Below are 18,659 nucleotides of genomic sequence, written 5' to 3' on the forward strand. Positions count from 1 at the left end.
TTACGCTATTAGGATGCCGCACAAAAGGTCTAACAACAAACAACTATCAACCAACAACTAAATTCACTCCAAACACTTTCTCAAAATTTTTCTTAACAAAAGCTTTCGCTTCTTCGAAATCCACTTCTTTTCCGAATTCTTTGGCGATGGATGTTACCTGTTTGTTTTGAATACCGCAGGGAATTATAAAATCAAAGTAAGATAGATCTGTATTTACATTTAATGCAAAGCCATGCATGGTGATCCAGCGGCTGCAACGCACGCCCATTGCGCATATTTTTCTTTCTTTGCCCTTCACACCCGGATCGAGCCAAACACCTGTTTCGCCAGCTGAACGGTCGCCCTGCAAACCATAATCAGCAAGTGTAAGAATGATCACTTCTTCCAGGTTGCGCAGGTATTTGCCAATATCTGTCGTGAATTTTTCGAGATCGAGAATGGGATAGCCCACTATTTGTTGAGGACCGTGAAAGGTGATGTCGCCACCACGGTTGGTTTTAAAGAATTCGATGCCTCTTTGTTCGCGTTGTTCATCGCTAATCAGCACATTTTCAATATGTCCGCTTTTACCCAAAGTATAAACCGGTGGATGCTCCACCAGAAACAAATGATGCTCAGTATCGGGAACGACATCGCCGCCGTGGTGGGCTTCTTGCTTAAGCTTTACATTCTTCTGTAAAACTTCTTCCTGGAGATCCCAGGCAGTCTGGTAGGGCATTTTTTCGAGATCCTTGAAAATTACATCCTGCATGGGGCAAAGTTAGGGAGTTGAGAGTTGAAAATTGAAAGTTGAGAGTGCGAATAAAGCTAAATGCTTAGCGCCGAACGCATAACGCATTTGGACGCAACGAGCTTTTGGCGTTGGGCATTAAGCGTTTGGCGTAGCAAGATTACCGCTCTTCTTGTTACTTGGCCCCTGCCTCCCTATTTTTGCACAAATTTCAACTACATGGCCGAATTTGAAGATCAGGATGAACAATTGTCAAATGAAGAGACAAGCGACGAGCTTTATGAGCGTTTTACCATAAAAGTGGATAAGGGCCAGGAACCGCTTCGTATTGATAAATTTTTGGTGGCCCGCATAGAAAATGCGACGCGCAACAAAGTGCAAAAATCGATCGACTCCGGGCTGGTAATGGTGAACAATAAACAAGTCAGCTCCAATTATAAAATAAAGCCCACTGACGAAATCATTGTCTACTCCAATAAGGAGGTACAGGGTGAAGAGATCGTTCCGGAAAATATTCCACTGAATATTTTTTATGAAGATGATGATATCATGATCATCAACAAGCCTGCAGGATTGGTGGTACATCCGGGTTCAGGCAATTATAATGGAACATTGATCAACGGTGTGGCATACTATCTGCAACAAAAAAATAAAGACATTACTGAAGAGACCTTGCCACGCTTTGGACTGGTTCACCGCATTGATAAAAACACCAGTGGTTTGATGGTGTTGGCAAAAACTGAAATAGCAGTAAGTTCTTTGGCGAAACAGTTTTTCGATCACACTGTAAAACGTCACTACATAGCGCTTGTTTGGGGAGATGTAGAGCAGGATGAAGGAACAGTCATTGCGCACGTTGGCCGTCACCAGCGGTTCCGCAAATTGTTTGATGCTTATCCTGAAGGAGATTACGGCAAAGACGCCATTACGCATTTTAAAGTGCTTGAGCGTTTTGGCTATGTAACGTTGGTACAATGTAGCCTGGAAACCGGGCGTACGCACCAGATCCGCGTGCATATGCAGCACCTCGGACATCCACTGTTTAACGACGATACCTATGGTGGTGACCGCATTGTGAAAGGAACTGTTTTTACCAAGTACAAACAATTTGTTGACAACTGTTTTGCGTTGTGCCCGCGACATGCTTTACACGCAAAGACACTTGGCTTTAAACACCCAACTTCAAAGGAAGAAGTTTTCTTCAATAGCGACCTTGCAGATGATATGCAGGCAGTGATTGAGAAGTGGAGAAAGTATGTGAGGAAAGAGCCGAATAACTGAATAACTGAATAACTGAAAATGCCGAACGCTGAACGAAAAATACCTATTTGGGTATCATGCGTTCAGCGTTCGGCACTTAGCGTTAAGCCAAATTCAGTTATTCAGTTTATTCAGTTATTCAGTCTCTCCAAATAGCCCGCCATTTCCTGCTGATATTCCTGCGCTACTTTTCTCGCTGCTTCAGCAAAGTCTTCTTTTCCTGAGGCGTAGATGACTGCACGGCTTGCATTCACCAGCAGTCCGCAATCTTTGTTCATTGCTTTTTCGGAAATATCTTTTAAGCTTCCACCTTGTGCGCCTACACCGGGAACAAGGTAGAAATGATCTGGAGTGATTTTTCTGATGTTTGTAAATTCATCTGCTTGTGTGGCGCCGATTACAAACATGAGGTTGTCGGGACTTCCCCATTTTGAAACTGTGCTCAATACTTTTTCATACAAATAAGCATCGCCTGTTTTTTGCAACTCAAAGTCTGAGGCGCCTTTATTCGAAGTCAGGCCAAGAACGATGGCCCATTTGCCCTTGTACTCAAGAAAGGGGGCCACACTGTCTTCACCCATGTAAGGTGCTACTGTGATGGAATCAAAAGGAAGTGCTTCAAAAAAAGCTTTCGCGTATTGTGTAGAAGTGTTTCCAATGTCACCTCGTTTTGCGTCAGCAATTGTAAAGATCTCCTCAGGAATATACTCTACTGTTTTTTGCATAGCCTCCCAGCCTTTCAATCCATGCGCTTCGTAGAAAGCCGTGTTGATCTTATAGCTAACGCAAAGATCTTTTGTGGCATCAATGATGGCTTTGTTGAACTCGAAAATAGCATCGGGATGCGATTGTAAATGAGCGGGAATCTTTGTAATATCTGTGTCTAAACCAACACACAAATACGATTTCTTTTTCTTGATTTGCTCAACCAGTTGCTGACGTGTCATGCCGCGAAGATATTAAATAGAACCCGTTCTGCCACCATCCACGCGGATGCTTGTGCCTGTTACATAGCTGGCTGCAGGTGTAGCCAGGAAAGCAGCCACGGCGGCAATTTCTGATGCCTCGCCAAAACGTTTCATCGGTATGTCTTTTTCCATCTCTTTTTCAACCGTTTCCGTATCGCTGTTTTTAGCTTTTACAACACCGTCGATCAGGCTGTCGAGCCTTGCAGTTTTAGTATAGCCAGGCAAAATATTATTTACGGTAATATTGAATTGTCCTAATTCGTTCGACATTGTTTTGGCCCATGAAGCCACAGCCGCACGGATTGTGTTGGAAACCCCCAAATTATTCAGCGGAATTTTTACAGATGTAGAAATAATATTGATGATTCTGCCATAGCCATCTTTCTTCATGCCGGGAACAACTGCTTTCGTCAATATCTGGTTGCAAACGATATGCTGGCTAAATCCTTTTACAAAATCATCTTCATGCGCATCAATGATGGCACCGGCTTTTGGGCCACCCGAATTATTGATCAGAATATGTACATTGGTTTTGGCAACAACTTCTTCAATTGCAGTTCTTACTTCTTCCGGTTTTGAAAAATCTGCCACGTGATAACTGTGATTTTGCTGTTCATCCGAATGCAATCGTGTAACAGCTTCCTTCAGGGCGGATTCATTTCTTGCGAATAAAATACATGTCGCGCCCAGCAGCGCCAACTCTTCCGCAATCGCCAAACCGATGCCCTGAGTGCTACCGCAAACAATGCCGGTTTTTCCTGTGAGTGATGTATTCACGGTGTTTCAATTTGAAAATTTGAAAATATGCTAATTTGAAAATGCTTTCTGTGCAAACTCAAAATTAGAAAGATGCATTCGCTGCATTTTCAAATTTTCAAATTAGCACATTTTCAAATTACTTAATCCTATCCGGGTAATCCGTAATAACGCCATCTACCCTCTTTGCAACCAATGAATCGTAGACTGCTTTATCGTTTACCGTCCAGGGAATTACTTTTATGTTTTTGCTGTGGCAATCTTCCACCAGCTTTCTCGTTACGAGCTTGTATGCAGGGCTGTAAATAGTAGGTTTGAAACCCGCCAATGCCAGTTGTTCTTCAAAGCCTCGCTTATCAAAATCTTCAATCAGCATCGAGGTTTTCATGTAAGGAAAATGCTCCTTCACATATTGAAGCGTTCGAAAATCAAATGACTGAATGATGACCCTGGAAGTGATTTTCTTTTGGATCAATACCTTCATCAGCGCATCCACAAATACCGCAGGTTCGGGATGATAGATATTGTCCGTTGCCTTATTGGTTTTTGTTTCTATGTTATAAAAAACGTTCTTCTTTTTGCTCTTTTTCAAATACGATTCCACACGATCTATAACATCCGCAAGCAGCGGTTTTACGGCAGGCATTTTCTTTTGTTCGGGAAATTTTGGATGTGGCTTCATTCCTACGTCGTAGCGCTTTACAGAATCATAGGTCATCGTGTAAATATTCAGGGAACGTTCTTCTGCTTGTGTTACAAAACTGCCGTCGGGTTTTGTCGTGATATCGTGATTGAAGAATGGCTCATGGGACAAAATGGGTTGCATGTCTTTTGTAAAAACAACATCCATTTCAAGCGTGTTTACTCCAAGATCGATAGCATGGAGCATTGCAGGAATAGTATTTTCGGGCATCAGTCCGCGCCCACCACGATGTCCTTCCAGGTCAAATGCGGGTAATGTATCAGTACTCATCTGACGATGTTTTCCTTTTTTTATTTGGAAAGAAGAGGTTGTCAAAACTAGAACAGCGCAGATACATGCGCACAAGGGTTTCAGCATGGGTGTTGTTTTAGATCAATACAAAGTCAAAATTAAAAAATCAAAAGGCAAAAGGCAGTCCGACAGTATTACCAGATTTTGACTTTTTAGTTTTTACTTTTCTTTATTGTACACGTCGCCATATCCGGCTTCCATTCTCTTTGCAATCGCATTAGCATCTCCATTGTCACTAACAGATAAATGATGCGTAATGTTTTTATAACTTTCCTCGTCTCTGTTTTGGCTCAACTTAAAAGTGTGGTCGAGCGATGTCACCTCAATTTCAAAAGCTACAATTGCTTTTGCTAATCTGCTCACGTACTCGTGTGGCAAATTTTCAAACGACGCTTCTGATGCGGGATTGTTTTCAAATTGATCAGTCGTTCTTTTTAAAATATCGATTAATCGTTCTTCAGACAGGAATGTAAGTTGTCCTTTCGCGTGTACGGCCATGTAATTCCACGTGGAGGCTTGCTGAGGATTTGTGTACCAGCTTGCGCTCACATATGTATGCGGGCCCGTGAAAATGGCCAGCACATTAGTGTTTGCCGCAAAAGCTTTTTGATGATCTGTATTGCGCATTACATGCCCTTCCAGGAACAATCGGCCATCTCTTTCCGAAATTAAGATTGGTACCTGCGTAGCGACCGGACATTGCTGCTCATCGCAACCTGTTAACATCACAAACGGATGCGCGTGCATAAACTGCAGTACTTTTTCGTGATCCTCGGTTTTGTAGTAGGGGAAACTGTACAAGTGAATTGAAAATTGAAAGTTGAAAATTGAAAATGAGAGACTAAAATACGAATTATTGAATCATTGAATAATTGAAATTAGTGTCATCAATCTTCAATTATTCAATAATTCAGTTATTCAATTATTAAATAAAAATGGGATTGCCTCACATTTGAAGCAACCCCATTTTCAATTTTCAACTTTCAATTTTCAATTAACCTTCCACTATTTCAATCACTTTCGTCGCCTCCAGGTTTGCGTTGCGCATGGCAATGCTTCTTGCAGCGGCACCGGCAAATTCTTCGAAAGCTTTTTTAGAGATCTCGTCGTTACTTGCCATGATCGGTTCGCCATTGTCGCCGCCTTCGCGAATGCTTTGTACCAGTGGAATTTGTCCAATTAGAGGAATGTCGTATTCTTCAGCCAATCTCTTGCCACCTTCTTTTCCGAAGATGTAGTATTTGTTATTTGGCAGTTCAGCCGGAGTAAAGTAGCTCATGTTTTCCACCAACCCGATGATCGGCACTTTAATTTGCGCCTGACCAAACATAGCGATACCTTTTTTAGCATCTGCCAGTGCAACATCTTGCGGAGTGGTCACAACAATAACGCCTGTAACGGGAACTGTTTGCATAAGCGTCAAATGAATGTCGCCTGTTCCCGGAGGCATGTCGATAATCAGGTAATCAAGTTCGTCCCAGTAAACGTCTGTTACAAACTGACGGATGGCGCTGCTGGCCATTGGACCGCGCCAAACCACCGCATTCTTTTCATCTACGAGTAAGCCGATACTCATCAGTTTGATGCCGTATTTTTCAAGTGGAACGATCACGCCTTTTTCGTTGCCATCCACCTGCATCATCATTGGGCGTTCGCCTCGTACGCCAAACATGATAGGCACGCTTGGTCCATAAATATCCGCATCCATCAAACCAACCTGTGCACCGCCTTGCGCGAGTGCAATTGCAAGGTTTGCAGAAACGGTACTTTTTCCAACACCACCTTTACCACTTACCACAGCAATGATGTTTTTTACCTTTGGCAAAACGGCCTGGGTATCCTGGCGGTTACTGCTTGTGTTAGAGGTGAAATTTACTTTTACTGTAGCCTCCTTATTTACAAGAATCTGCACTGCGTTTACACAGGCATTTCTTATCAGATCCTTCATCGGACATGCCGGTGTAGTAAGGACCACAGTAAAAGAAACGTCGTTGTTATTGATCTCTATATCTTTAACCATATTGAGCGTCACAATATCCTTTCCTAAGTCTGGTTCCTGCACATTGCTCAATGCTTTTAGTATTTGCTCCTGCGTCATGATTTATTTGTTAAAAAAAGAATAATTGGTGCAAAATTAACCAATACTAAGCGTAATAAGTTGCTGTTTATAATAATTGAAGTTGTTATATTTGATGCGATGAAGAAATTTTTACTACTTCTTTTTATTGGGATGATTGCTATACGCCAGCAAGCTTCTGCCCAATTCGAGACAATAAAAGACTCAGTGGTACAATTGTACGGTGTTATTATGACCGCAGACAGCCTGAGACCCATACCCGCCGTGAGTGTAATGGTTAAAGGACGTGTTCAGGGTACGATGAGTAGTGAAGATGGTGTGTTCTCCATCGTGGTTTTAAAGGGTGATGAAATTGAGTTTACAAGTATCGGGTTCAAACCTGTAACGGTGAAAATCAGAAGAGATCTGGTAGGCAACCAGCACAGTGTAATCCAGCTGATGGTGACCGACACAACGTATTTACCGGCAACAATCATTCGACCGCGCCCTACGAGGGAGCAATTTGAGCGGGACTTTGTAAATACCGATGTAAAAGCCGATGCGCTGGAAATTGCCCGGCAGAATACGGACGAACAAAAAAGAGAGGCCCTCGCGAGAACCATGCCGCGTGACGGAGGCGAAAACGCCAATTACAGTTTAAAACAAGACGCTACCAAACGATATTATTCGGGACAGGTCCCTCCAATGAATATCTTCAATCCAATGGCTTGGGGAGAATTTATCAAGGCCTGGAAACGGGGAGATTTTCGGAACAAAAACTAGCAAAATATTTAGAACCGGCTCAATTGCCGGTTTTTTTACGCATGTACGCTACAGCTTTCAGTGGTTTAATGTTTGCTGTATTACTTAATATATTTTGTAACACGCTGCAAAGCAACGAAGAGTGAACTTTATTTGTTTTAATTCGTTATGGAGGGATGTAGACTTGAACCATTAATATCGATCCCGTATGACAAAACTGACAATCCTGATTTCAGCAGCGGCATTGCTGAGCATTACTACCCTCAGTTCCTGCTTTTACACCAGCAGAGAATCCCACAAGTTATTTGCAAAAGCAAAAACGGAGCAGTTTGATGTAATCATTGTACCGGGAATTCCTTTTGAACAAGATGGCTGGAGCCACACCATGAAAGGGCGCGTATACTGGTCAAAATATCTGTATGACCGGGGCATTACCAAAAACATTATTTATTCCGGAGCGGCTGTTTATACGCCGTACTATGAGTCTGAAATCATGGCTCTATACGCTCATGCATTAGGTATTCCGAAAGAACATATTTTCACGGAAACTACTGCTGAGCACACTACCGAAAACATTTATTACTCATATCAGCTTGCTAAAAAAATGGGGTTCCAAAAAGTAGCCATTGCTTCTGACCCGTATCAAACAAAAATGATCTCCAAGTTTGCGAGGAGAAAAGTAAGCAGGGACATCGTGTTGATACCTTTTGTATTCGACACGCTAAAAGCTATGGAGCCATACATGATCACTCCGGCAATCGATTCAGCAAAAGCCTACAAGCCGGACTTCATAAGTATTACCAAAAGAGAAAGTTTCTGGAAACGTTTCAGGGGAACGCTGGGGGCGAATATTGAGGAAGGGAGATAATTTGAGAATTTGAAAATATGCTAATTTGAAAATGTTTGGCGCAGCATTCGATTTTGGATGTCACACCTAACATTTTCAAATTTTCAAATTAGCACATTTTCAAATTAATTAAAGAGCAAGTTTCGCTTTCAAGTTTTCGTCGATTGCGTTCAGGAACTCTTCAGTATATAAGAAATCTTTTCCGTGTTCTACTTTGTTGCCGCTTACGCAAACAGCAAGGTCTTTTGTCATTTTGCCGCTTTCAACTGTTTCGATACAAACTGCTTCCAAAGCGTTTGCGAAATCGATCAGTTCCTGATTGTTATCCAGTTTTCCGCGGAATGCCAAACCTCTTGTCCATGCGAAAATAGAAGCGATTGGGTTGGTAGAAGTAGGTTTGCCTTTTTGGTGCTCGCGGTAGTGACGTGTAACAGTACCGTGCGCTGCTTCTGCTTCCATTGTTTTACCATCAGGAGTGATCAGCACAGAAGTCATCAAACCAAGTGAACCGAAACCTTGTGCTACTGTATCACTTTGAACGTCGCCGTCGTAGTTTTTACAAGCCCAAACAAAGTTACCGTTCCATTTAAGAGCGCTCGCAACCATGTCATCGATGAGGCGGTGTTCGTAAACGATGCCCGCTGCATCGAACTGCGCCTTGAATTCTTTTTGATAGATATCTTCAAAGATGTCTTTGAAACGACCGTCGTATTTTTTAAGAATTGTATTTTTTGTAGAAAGGTACAACGGCCATTTTTTGCTAAGTGCCATGTTAAAGCAGCTGCGTGCAAAGCCTATGATAGACTCTTCAGTGTTGTACATTGTCATTGCAACGCCATCACCTTTAAAGTTGAACACTTCAAAAGTCTGAGGTTCTCCGCCATCTTCCGGCGTGAAAGTCATGGTAAGCTTACCTTTACCCTTAATAACTGTATCGGTTGCACGATATTGGTCACCAAAAGCGTGACGGCCAACGATGATAGGCGCTGTCCAGTTTGTAACCAGTCTTGGAATATTGTTAATTACGATTGGCTCACGAAATACAGTACCATCCAAAATGTTACGGATCGTACCGTTGGGGCTTTTCCACATTTGTTTCAGCTTAAACTCTTCTACACGAGCCTCATCCGGAGTGATGGTAGCACATTTGATACCTACACCGTATTGTTTGATAGCGTTTGCAGCATCGATGGTAACCTGGTCGTTTGTAGCATCGCGGTGCTCAACACCAAGGTCATAATATTTAATGTCTATTTCAAGGTAAGGTAGAATTAATTTATCCTTAATAAACTTCCAGATGATTCGCGTCATCTCGTCTCCGTCGAGTTCCACAACGGGATTTGCAACTTTTATTTTTTTCGCCATTAGATTAGTTTTAAGTATCCAAAAAAAGTAGGCAAACCTACAAGAATTGAACGAATTACACAAAAGCTAGATAATATTTTGATGTCATTTAATTTGGAGGCAGTAGCGTTTTCAACGCTAATTTGAAAATTTGAGGATTTGAAAATTTGAAAATGACCCGGGTGCGTCCTTCTTACTTTGTTGTTCCTCGTTGACAATTGGAGACTAAATGTTGAAAAATGAAAAGTTACGCAGAAAGAATTTTCAAATTTTCAAATCCTCAAATTTGCAAATTCGGTATGAAACCCTGCTAATTAATGTTATGTATACATTAATTTTTATGTTTTTAAAAAATTGAATATTCTTCGTACTTTACAACGTTATTAACCTCCTTACAACCAAGCTTCGGATATGCAACAGCATAGGCTATTCCAATACCTCAACCAATTCATCACACTTTCAGGTGAAGAGCTTTCGCTTATAATCGAAAAGCTCGAGGTTAGACGTTTCAATGCAGGCGAAATGATATTAAACGCAGGCGAAAAAGAAACGCATTTAAGCTTTGTAGAAAAAGGAATTGCTATAAAATATTTCATGCGCGGCAACGAGGAGGTTGTAAGACAATTGGCAAAAGAAAACGATACGATTGCTTCTGCTGTGTCCTTTATCGCTTCTGCGCCTTCACAATATTGTATCGAAGCTCTTGAGCCCTGTATGTTCCTGTCTATCAGCAAAGATGTTTTCGAGACCCTTTATCGTCACAGCCCTCGTTTTGAAAAACTGGGCAGATTACTGTTCACGGATTGGTTGTTGCAAACAGAGATCTGGGAGTATGAGCGCATCAGCTTAACTCCACGTCAACGTTTTACAAAATTCATCAACGAAAATCCTGAACTTTTAAAAAGAGTCCCTCAAAAGCTGATCGCTTCTTTTTTAGACATTAAACCGGAAACATTCAGCCGATATAAATATTCATCAAACAGTAACTGAAACGAACTTGCTTCCAAATAATAACCATACCCAGTTCAAAACCCAGCTCTTCCATTACCTCCGGCGCATTGATAACATCAGTCCCGAACAACTGGAAATCATTCAATCATACCTTGAAGTAAGGACCTTTGATAAAAAACAAATCGTATTAAACAAGGGCGAGGTGGACAACTACTTCAATATTGTTATCAAGGGGCTTGTGAGAAAATATTTCAGTGTCGGTAAAAAAGAAATCACGCTACAACTTGCAACAGAAGGACATTTCATTCACTCCGAAATTTCTTTTATACAAAGAACGCCTTCTGATATGATCGTGGAAACACTTGAACCAACCATGCTCGTTTCCATTTCACATGAGAGCATGAATACGCTGCTTGACACGCATCCACAATTTGAGCATCTTGCACGTCTGCTCATTAGTGATATGTACGTGAAAAAAAACAAGCGTTACTATTCACAATCACTACTAAGCACGCGGGAACGCTTTCTGGAATACCTCCAAAACCACCCGGACATGCTGCAACGTGTTCCGCAAAAATATTTAGCTTCTTACCTGAACATTAAACCTGAAACGTTTAGCAGGTTGAAGCATTTGCTGAAAACGAAGAAGTAATTAATAATTAATAATGAATAATTAATAGGGCAACATACATCTAAAAAATGTTACACTCAATCCGTTTAATAATTAATTATTAATTCCTTCAAACTCGCACCTAAACATTAATCAACAACACCGGTATCTTCAACTCATGCCGCACATTATTAATCGTTTCGCCGTATAGCCAGTCTTTAAAGCCCGTGTGGCCGTGGGCGCCCATTACCAAAAGATCGGCTGACTGTTCTTTAACAATGCGAACTATCTCCTTGGTTCGCCTTTCGAAGCCCAGTTGGGCAATGGCATTGAATCCATTTTCTTTTATTTGCGCTACATACAGATCAAGTTGTTCCTGGTCGGTTAAGCTTTCATAATCAGCACTGCCCTCTCCCAGCATTTGTGCCGACACACTTTCTACTACGTGTATTAATATGAATGTTGTATTCGGATTACCTTGTGCAATGGCAAATGACAAGATTTTCGAATCATGTGCGCCAAAGTCCAGTGCCACTGCTATTCTTTTAAATGCCGGCACATCAATTTTTTTGAAGCCCGTGTTTTGTGCGTGAATGGTAATTGGTTTTTCCATGCGGCGACGAATAAATGGAAACAATAAAACCGTTGCCAGCAACGAGACCAATACTACAAGACCCGCGATTACAAAGAAATTGGAAACATTGTTGTGACTGCTTTGCAAATATTCTATGGATTGCTCGAACACCATTTTAAGATTCAATGCGAGTAAAACAAACGTAACAAGCCACGCCAAAATTTTCACATAAAGCGGAATTACGAATACGCCCATTTTCTCTTTGTCACTCACAAAATGTATCAACGGGATAATGGCAAAGCCTAACTGAATACTCAATATTACCTGGCTGAAAACCAGCAGATCATCGAGTTCATTTTCACCATAGATTAAAATAACGATCACAGCAGGAATGATGGCCAAAAGTCTTGTGATAACACGTCTCAGCCATGGATTGATGCGCAGTCGCAAATAACCTTCCATCACAATCTGCCCCGCGAGTGTACCAGTAACCGTAGAGCTTTGTCCCGCGGCAATCAACGCGACTGCAAACAAAATCGGTGCAAGAGAAGTACCCAACATTGGTTCCAGCATTTTGTGTGCTTCTTTGATTTCAGCCACATCCGTTCTGCCTGTCTTAAAAAATACAGCTGCTGCCAAAATCAGTATCGCAGCATTTACAAAAAATGCAAGATTGAGTGCTATCGCGCTGTCAAAAATATTGAATCGTATAGCCCTTCGTATACTCGGCTCGTCTCTTGTAATTTTCCTTGTTTGCACCAGGGCTGAATGTAAATAAAGATTGTGCGGCATTACGGTTGCACCAATGATACCAATTGATATGTACAACGCCTCACTATTGGGTATCGTGGGAACAAAGCCTCTTGCGATCTCATGAAAGTTTGGCTGTGCGAAAATTATTTCTATTAAAAAAGAAATCCCAATGATAGCGATCAGCATCACAATGAAAGCCTCCATTTTGCGCATACCCAACCGTTGTAAAATCAACAGCAGAAAAGTATCCAACACTGTAATCAATACGCCCCACAAAATAGGAATACCGGTGAGCAAATGCAGGCCAATCGCCATTCCCAGTACTTCTGCAAGATCTGTAGCAGCAATGGCAATTTCTGCCAGTACATACAAAATAAGATTGATACTTTTTGGATATGCTTCTCTGTTAGCCTGAGCGAGGTCACGGCGACGAACGATGCCCAGTCTGGCGGCAAGACTTTGCAGCAATAGCGCCATCAGGTTACTCATGAGCAATACCCAAATGAGTTTGTATCCGAATTTGCTGCCACCCTGCAAATCCGTTGCCCAGTTGCCCGGGTCCATATAGCCAACGCTTACCAAATATGCCGGACCAATAAAAGCTGCCAGTCTTTTCCAACGCTTTTTAGGTTGTGTTGTATCTATCGATTCATGTACATCAAGTAGTGAAGCGTAATGATTGTCGCTGTTATTCCTCATCGTTGACTAATAAGTTTTTGGCTAAAAATTGGCTGATAATGAATGGAGCCGCATTGCGCATTTTTATTTCCAGAGAGTTATCAAAACTGAATTTCTTTTTCACCTCCAGCTTCGAACCAATTTTGATATTAGTGCGCTGCAAAAGCTCCATCAATTCTGGTGTTTGATTGCCAATGCCTGTAATCTCCATAGGTTTATTTAATTGAATGCTGTCCAATGATATTTGCTGCAAAACGGGCATTTTGCCGTTGGCATCCGGAATAGGATCGCCGTGCGGATCTTTTCTTGGGTTGCCGAGAAAATCATCGAGTCTGTCTATTAATTTTTTGCTGCTGATGTGCTCAAGCTCTTCTGCAATTTCATGCACTTCTTCCCAGCCGAATTGCAGTTTCTCCACCAGGAAATATTCCCACAAACGGTGCTTTCTTATGATAAGCAATGCGATCTTTTTTCCTTCGGCAGTTAAACGCACGCCTTTGTAGCGCTCATACTGCAAAATCTTTTGCTCCTTCAGCTTTTTAAGCATGTCTGTTACCGAGGCTGGTTTGGTTTGCAAGGCATTTGCCAATGCATTTGTAGAAACATTCTCACTTGATCGTTGCAAGTGAAAAATGGCCTTTATATAGTTCTCTTTACTGGAGGAATATTTCATTTTTTACAATACTCTAAAAATAAATTTAGGTAAATCTAAATTTTTTAGGCCACATGACCAAACGCTTTACAAATTTGAAAATTTGAGGATTTGAAAATTTGAAAATGCCTTGGGTGCATGCGTTGGGGCATTTTATTTGTTTCCTGATATTTCTAGAATTAATCTAAAATTGAAAAGTTGCGCAGAAAGAATTTTCAAATTCTCATATTTTCAAATTTTCAAATAAGGCACAGTTTTGAAATCATCAACCCAAAAGCCTGTTTCTTAATGCATACATAACAACAAAATGGTTACTTTAGCCCCCAGAACAAGCCCGAATATGAAGAATTCACTGTACGTTGTACTTATCTGCCTCATTGGTCTTTTCGCCAATTGTAAATCGAAAAAGACCAAAATGGTGGAGGGAGAAAAGGTGGAAATAGCTGATTTTCTTGGTCTTTATGAAGAGGCAAAACTGCCCTTAACCATTGCCGACAGTGTGTTTCAGCAAAAAAATGCGGACACAATCCCTTTCAGCATCTTCGTGCAATTTGTACCGGATTCTGTCATTGCTCCTCTCTTTCACAAATCGAAGCCTTTATTTATACCACTTTCGAAAGTGACGGTAAAAAGTGGTGAAACCTACTTATTCAGTAAAGCCATTGCCGCTGCAAAAAAAGTGGTATATGTGACTGTTTTCGATGAAAAGAAAAAATTCGCTGCCGCTAAACCAGTGATCATTGCAGATAATGACAAGGCAACTTCCGCCTATGTCACAATGGACACAAAATCCACGCTTACAACTTATAGCCAGCAAAGCCAACCTGACAAAGAAGCATTGTACAAAAGAGATGTTTTCATTTATAATGGATCAGGGGGATTTACGTTGATCTTAACGGAGTCCAATGGCGCACAAAAAAAAGTGGAGGAAATTTTTAACCCGATCGATACACTGCCCGCCAAGCATAAACTTGCCGGCGATTACATTCAGAATAAAAAGAATTTTATTTCTTTCCGCGACGGACGTAATGCTTCACGCATGTTGTTCTTTGTGCATTTCGAAAAAGACGATGGCACATGCAAAGGCGAACTAAAAGGCGAAGCAAAAGTTGTTTCTGATAAACTTATACGCTTTAGCGAAACAGGTAGCCCTTGTGTGATAGACTTTACTTTTTCCGGTAAAAATGTTACAATGAAGGAAGTTGGCGGCTGTGGGTCGTACAGGGATATAAAATGTTTCTTTGAAGGCTCTTTTACGAAAAAACTAGTTCCAGTGAAGAAACCAACGAAAGCTAAGAAGTGATCGTGAATGGTCAAGCGTGAAGCGTGAATTGGTTTATAATCAAATATTCACGAGAAAATTCAAACTTCACGAATGCGCGATTGACGATTCACCATTGACGATTGACTTTTGACCATGACTATAATCAGTAGCCTTTGGCCCAGTTTTAGGATATCTTGCCATAATGTATGAATCGAAAAACAAAAATTAATTCAAATGGATTTTAGAAATTACAAGGTTCCTTACAGCGGAGATGCAAAGTATTCGAAGAAAGTGGCGTATTTCAGTATGGAATTTGCCATTCATCAACCGTTAAAAATTTATAGTGGTGGATTGGGATTTTTGTCAGGTTCGCACATGCGCAGCGCATACGAATTGCAGCAAAACCTTATTGGCATTGGCATTCTTTGGAAATATGGTTACTATGACCAAGGCCGCAATATGGACCAAACGCTGCAGGTGGGCTGGATGGCAAAGGATTACAGCTTCCTGGAGGACACCGGAATTAAATTTCAGATCACAGTGCATGATGCGCCGGTTTGGGTAAAAGCATTTTACCTGAAGCCTGAAACATTCAAGTCTGCCCCCATCTTTTTATTAAGTACAGATATTCCTGAGAACGACTACGTTTCACAAACCATTACCCATAGATTATACGATGCGAATGTTGCTACCAAAGTCGCGCAGTTCATATTATTGGGCGTTGGTGGTGCAAAATTGATCGATGAGCTGAATTTCAACCCGGATGTTTATCACCTGAACGAAGCGCATGGCATCAGCTCAGCATTTTATCTCTACAAAAAATTCGGAAACAATATCGATGAAGTTCGCAAGAAACTTGTGTTCACCACACACACACCAGAAGAAGCGGGCAATGAAAAACACGATATTTTCCTTTGTCAAAAAATGAGTTACTTCGGTGATTTGAGTTTGGATGAAGTGCGTGCTTTAACCGGATTGCAGGATAACGCTTTTGATCATTCGCTTGTAGCCCTTCGTTTTGCAAGGCTTGCCAACGGTGTTTCGAAATTGCACGGTGAAGTGGCCAGGGCCATGTGGAAAAAGTATCCCGGCGTTTGCCCGATCATTTCCATCACCAATTCTCAAAACGGGAAATACTGGGCCGACAAACATTTGTATGAGGCCAAAAATAATAATGACAACAATAAATTTGACGAGAGAAAAACTTATCTCAAGAAAAGAACCTTTGATATTGTTGCCGATCAAACCGGAAAACTTTTTGATCCGAATATATTTACAATCGTTTGGTCACGCAGATTTGCGGGTTATAAAAGAGCCGATCTTATTACAAGGAAACTGGAATGGTTCAATGAACTAACCAGCAACACACAATATCCGGTACAAATCATCTGGGCGGGAAAACCATACCCAATGGATTATCCGGCGATCAATGACTTCAACCATCTTGTAAATCTTAGCAGAGGTTATAAGAACGTTGCGGTGCTGATAGGTTATGAATTGTTCCTGTCAAAAAGATTGAAGCAAGGTGCAGACTTGTGGCTCAACAATCCACGCGTACCCCGCGAAGCATCGGGCACAAGCGGAATGACCGCAGCGATGAACGGCGCTGTAAACTTTAGCACCAACGACGGCTGGATCCCTGAATTTGCAAAAGATGGCAACAATTCATTTGTGGTACCACCTGCAGATCTCAATACATCCATCTACGAGCAGGATGAACACGACCTTGTAGCGCTTTATGATATTTTGAAAAATAAAATTCTCCCTGCTTACTACAACAACCGCGAGGCCTGGAAGCAAATCGTGTATAACGGAATGAACGACGTCATGAATGGATTTGAGTCGAACAGAATGGCGAATGAGTATTATGAGCTACTTTATAATAAGTGAAAATTGAAAGTTGAAAGTTGAAAATGGAGTGATAAGAGTTTGCATAAAAAAAGAAGCCTTCAAACGATTTGAAGGCTTCTTTTTTTATGCGGAATTTGATCTTTTGTTGAAATGCTGAAAGCGTCCTTTATCATTTTCAACTTTCAATTTTCAATTTTCAATTGATTCCCCTACATCACCTCGATCAACTCCACATCAAAAATCAATGTAGAGCCCGGCCCGATCTGTGCGCTCACTTGTGCATCACCGTAAGCAAGATCAGAAGGGATGAAGAGCTTCCATTTGCTGCCTGCCGGCATCAATTGCAACGCCTCTACCCAACCTTTGATAACACCGTTTACAGGGAAATCAATTGGTCTGCCACGTTGTACAGAACTGTCGAAGATTGTTCCATCGATCAACGTGCCGTGGTAGTGACATTTCACTTTATTTCTAAGACCCGGCTTAGGGCCTGTGCCTTCTACTATTACCTGGTATTGCAAACCACTTGGCAATTCTACAACACCTTCTTTCTTTTTGTTTTCTGCAAGGAAAGCAGCACCGGCGCTTTTGTTCGCCTCTAATCTTTCTGCTTTCAATTTTTGTAAATGATCTGAGATACCCATGGGAAAAAATTAATAATTAATAATTAAAAATTAAGAATTGTTGACAGTTGATAGTTGTTGGTTGTTAGCTTTTGGAGAGGGACACTCGTCATTGAAGTCTAACAACTAAAAACTAACAACAAACAACTCAAAACTCATTACTGTTTAGGCATTGTCGAATCCGCAGCAGGAGCTGGTTCTTCTTTTTCAATAGACAATAATTCCACATCAAAGATCAATGTTGAACCCGGGCCGATTTTTGCACCAGCTTCTCTGTCGCCATAGGCAAGCTCTGAAGGAATGAAGAGTTTCCATTTGCTTCCTACAGGCATTAATTGCAATGCTTCTACCCAGCCTTTGATTACACCACCTACAGGGAAATCAACCGGTTGACCGCGCTCTACTGAACTATCGAATACCGTTCCATCAATCAACGTGCCATGATAATGACATTTTACTTTATCATTGATGCCTGGCTTAGGACCTGTGCCCGGTGTAATAATTTGATATTGCAAACCGCTTGGCAATGTAACCACACCCGGTTTTTTGCTATTGGCAGCAAGAAAAGCAGCACCCGCTACTTTATTTGCTTCTGCTTTTTTAGATCTTAATTTTTGCATGTACATACCTACCGCTGCATTCATCTGATCTTCAGTTAAAGCAGGTTTGCCGGCCAGCGCATCCACCATGCCTTTTTGCACACAAGTTGTATTGATATTGTCGATGCCTTGTTGTTTGTAGAATTGTGCCACGTTCAAACCAATGGCATAACTAACAGAATCAAGCGCGTTTTTCATTACCCCTGTGCTTTTTCCTGCTGCTGGTTTTGCCGCTGTTGCTTTTGCTGCTGGCTTTGCAGTCGTTTTTGCTTTTTGCTGCTGTGCCATTGCACCGCCGACAAGAGAAGTAGAAACTAATACTAAGAAGACTTTTTTCATCTGTATATTTTATATTTTATTTTGGCCAGATGGAATTCGCATCGAATG

The 18,659-nt window shown here is 41.4% G+C and carries 18 protein-coding genes; 7 read left to right on the top strand and 11 right to left on the bottom strand.

The genetic code is table 11. The features are described from left to right. Positions 1-46: 46 nt before the first annotated feature. Positions 47-751, bottom strand: coding sequence for a lipoyl(octanoyl) transferase LipB (gene lipB / locus KTO63_RS20615; RefSeq protein ID WP_217793844.1), 705 nt, complete (start codon positions 749-751; stop codon positions 47-49). 198 nt (positions 752-949) lie between these two features. On the opposite strand from lipB, the gene KTO63_RS20620 reads away from it, so the two are divergent. Next, the gene (locus KTO63_RS20620; protein ID WP_217793845.1) at positions 950-2,011 is read left to right on the top strand and encodes an RluA family pseudouridine synthase; all 1,062 of its coding nucleotides are present in this window, start codon (positions 950-952) and stop codon (positions 2,009-2,011) included. A 110-nt stretch (positions 2,012-2,121) separates the two neighbouring features. Here the strand turns inward: KTO63_RS20620 and pyrF are convergent, their stop codons facing one another. The 5 genes from pyrF to KTO63_RS20645 all read right to left on the bottom strand — a co-directional run bounded on the left by pyrF (position 2,122) and on the right by KTO63_RS20645 (position 6,806). Continuing rightward, the gene (pyrF, locus tag KTO63_RS20625; RefSeq protein ID WP_217793846.1) at positions 2,122-2,937 is read right to left on the bottom strand and encodes an orotidine-5'-phosphate decarboxylase; all 816 of its coding nucleotides are present in this window, start codon (positions 2,935-2,937) and stop codon (positions 2,122-2,124) included. Positions 2,938-2,949: 12 nt separating this feature from the next. Then, positions 2,950-3,735: an SDR family oxidoreductase gene (locus tag KTO63_RS20630; protein ID WP_217793847.1), complete on the bottom strand. Its 786-nt coding sequence runs from the start codon at positions 3,733-3,735 to the stop codon at positions 2,950-2,952. 118 nt (positions 3,736-3,853) lie between these two features. Further along, on the bottom strand, positions 3,854-4,687 hold the full coding sequence (locus tag KTO63_RS20635) for a glycerophosphodiester phosphodiesterase (protein WP_232373263.1): 834 nt from the start codon (positions 4,685-4,687) through the stop codon (positions 3,854-3,856). A gap of 180 nt (positions 4,688-4,867) precedes the next feature. After that, complete coding sequence (locus KTO63_RS20640; protein ID WP_217793849.1) at positions 4,868-5,509, bottom strand: FMN-binding negative transcriptional regulator; 642 nt, start codon at positions 5,507-5,509, stop codon at positions 4,868-4,870. 193 nt (positions 5,510-5,702) lie between these two features. Continuing rightward, positions 5,703-6,806, bottom strand: coding sequence for an Mrp/NBP35 family ATP-binding protein (locus KTO63_RS20645; protein ID WP_217793850.1), 1,104 nt, complete (start codon positions 6,804-6,806; stop codon positions 5,703-5,705). Positions 6,807-6,905: 99 nt separating this feature from the next. On the opposite strand from KTO63_RS20645, the gene KTO63_RS20650 reads away from it, so the two are divergent. Both KTO63_RS20650 and KTO63_RS20655 read left to right on the top strand, forming a co-directional pair. Beyond that, positions 6,906-7,547 carry a carboxypeptidase-like regulatory domain-containing protein gene (locus KTO63_RS20650; protein ID WP_217793851.1) on the top strand — a complete coding sequence of 214 codons (642 nt, stop codon included), beginning with the start codon at positions 6,906-6,908 and terminating at the stop codon, positions 7,545-7,547. A 187-nt stretch (positions 7,548-7,734) separates the two neighbouring features. Next, positions 7,735-8,394, top strand: coding sequence for a YdcF family protein (locus tag KTO63_RS20655; RefSeq protein WP_217793852.1), 660 nt, complete (start codon positions 7,735-7,737; stop codon positions 8,392-8,394). A 108-nt stretch (positions 8,395-8,502) separates the two neighbouring features. On the opposite strand, the gene KTO63_RS20660 is transcribed toward KTO63_RS20655, so the two are convergent. After that, a complete protein-coding gene (locus KTO63_RS20660) occupies positions 8,503-9,738 on the bottom strand; it encodes an isocitrate dehydrogenase (NADP(+)) (protein WP_217793853.1) in 1,236 nt (411 codons plus the stop codon). Between the two features lie 390 nt (positions 9,739-10,128). On the opposite strand from KTO63_RS20660, the gene KTO63_RS20665 reads away from it, so the two are divergent. Together KTO63_RS20665 and KTO63_RS20670 are read left to right on the top strand one after the other, a co-directional pair. Further along, entirely contained in the window at positions 10,129-10,707 is a 579-nt protein-coding gene (locus KTO63_RS20665; protein ID WP_217793854.1) for a Crp/Fnr family transcriptional regulator, read from the top strand. A 7-nt stretch (positions 10,708-10,714) separates the two neighbouring features. Then, positions 10,715-11,320: a Crp/Fnr family transcriptional regulator gene (locus tag KTO63_RS20670; RefSeq protein ID WP_217793855.1), complete on the top strand. Its 606-nt coding sequence runs from the start codon at positions 10,715-10,717 to the stop codon at positions 11,318-11,320. A 100-nt stretch (positions 11,321-11,420) separates the two neighbouring features. On the opposite strand, the gene KTO63_RS20675 is transcribed toward KTO63_RS20670, so the two are convergent. Together KTO63_RS20675 and KTO63_RS20680 are read right to left on the bottom strand one after the other, a co-directional pair. Next, positions 11,421-13,304 (bottom strand): Nramp family divalent metal transporter, encoded by a 1,884-nt coding sequence (locus tag KTO63_RS20675; RefSeq protein WP_217793856.1) that lies wholly within the window; start codon positions 13,302-13,304, stop codon positions 11,421-11,423. Beyond that, positions 13,294-13,956: a metal-dependent transcriptional regulator gene (locus KTO63_RS20680; RefSeq protein ID WP_217793857.1), complete on the bottom strand. Its 663-nt coding sequence runs from the start codon at positions 13,954-13,956 to the stop codon at positions 13,294-13,296. The genes KTO63_RS20675 and KTO63_RS20680 overlap by 11 nt, the downstream gene beginning before the upstream one ends. 319 nt (positions 13,957-14,275) lie before the next feature. On the opposite strand from KTO63_RS20680, the gene KTO63_RS20685 reads away from it, so the two are divergent. Beyond that, a complete protein-coding gene (locus KTO63_RS20685; RefSeq protein ID WP_217793858.1) occupies positions 14,276-15,238 on the top strand; it encodes a hypothetical protein in 963 nt (320 codons plus the stop codon). 195 nt (positions 15,239-15,433) lie between these two features. Beyond that, complete coding sequence (gene glgP, locus KTO63_RS20690; protein ID WP_217793859.1) at positions 15,434-17,089, top strand: alpha-glucan family phosphorylase; 1,656 nt, start codon at positions 15,434-15,436, stop codon at positions 17,087-17,089. Positions 17,090-17,259: 170 nt separating this feature from the next. Here glgP and KTO63_RS20695 read toward each other — a convergent pair whose 3' ends face one another. Both KTO63_RS20695 and KTO63_RS20700 read right to left on the bottom strand, forming a co-directional pair. Then, complete coding sequence (locus tag KTO63_RS20695; protein WP_217793860.1) at positions 17,260-17,694, bottom strand: FKBP-type peptidyl-prolyl cis-trans isomerase; 435 nt, start codon at positions 17,692-17,694, stop codon at positions 17,260-17,262. Between the two features lie 137 nt (positions 17,695-17,831). Beyond that, entirely contained in the window at positions 17,832-18,611 is a 780-nt protein-coding gene (locus KTO63_RS20700) for an FKBP-type peptidyl-prolyl cis-trans isomerase (protein ID WP_317195788.1), read from the bottom strand. Positions 18,612-18,659: the final 48 nt, after the last annotated feature.

Origin of the sequence: Pinibacter aurantiacus (assembly GCF_019130065.1) — a bacterium.
Lineage (GTDB): Bacteria > Bacteroidota > Bacteroidia > Chitinophagales > Chitinophagaceae > Pinibacter > Pinibacter aurantiacus.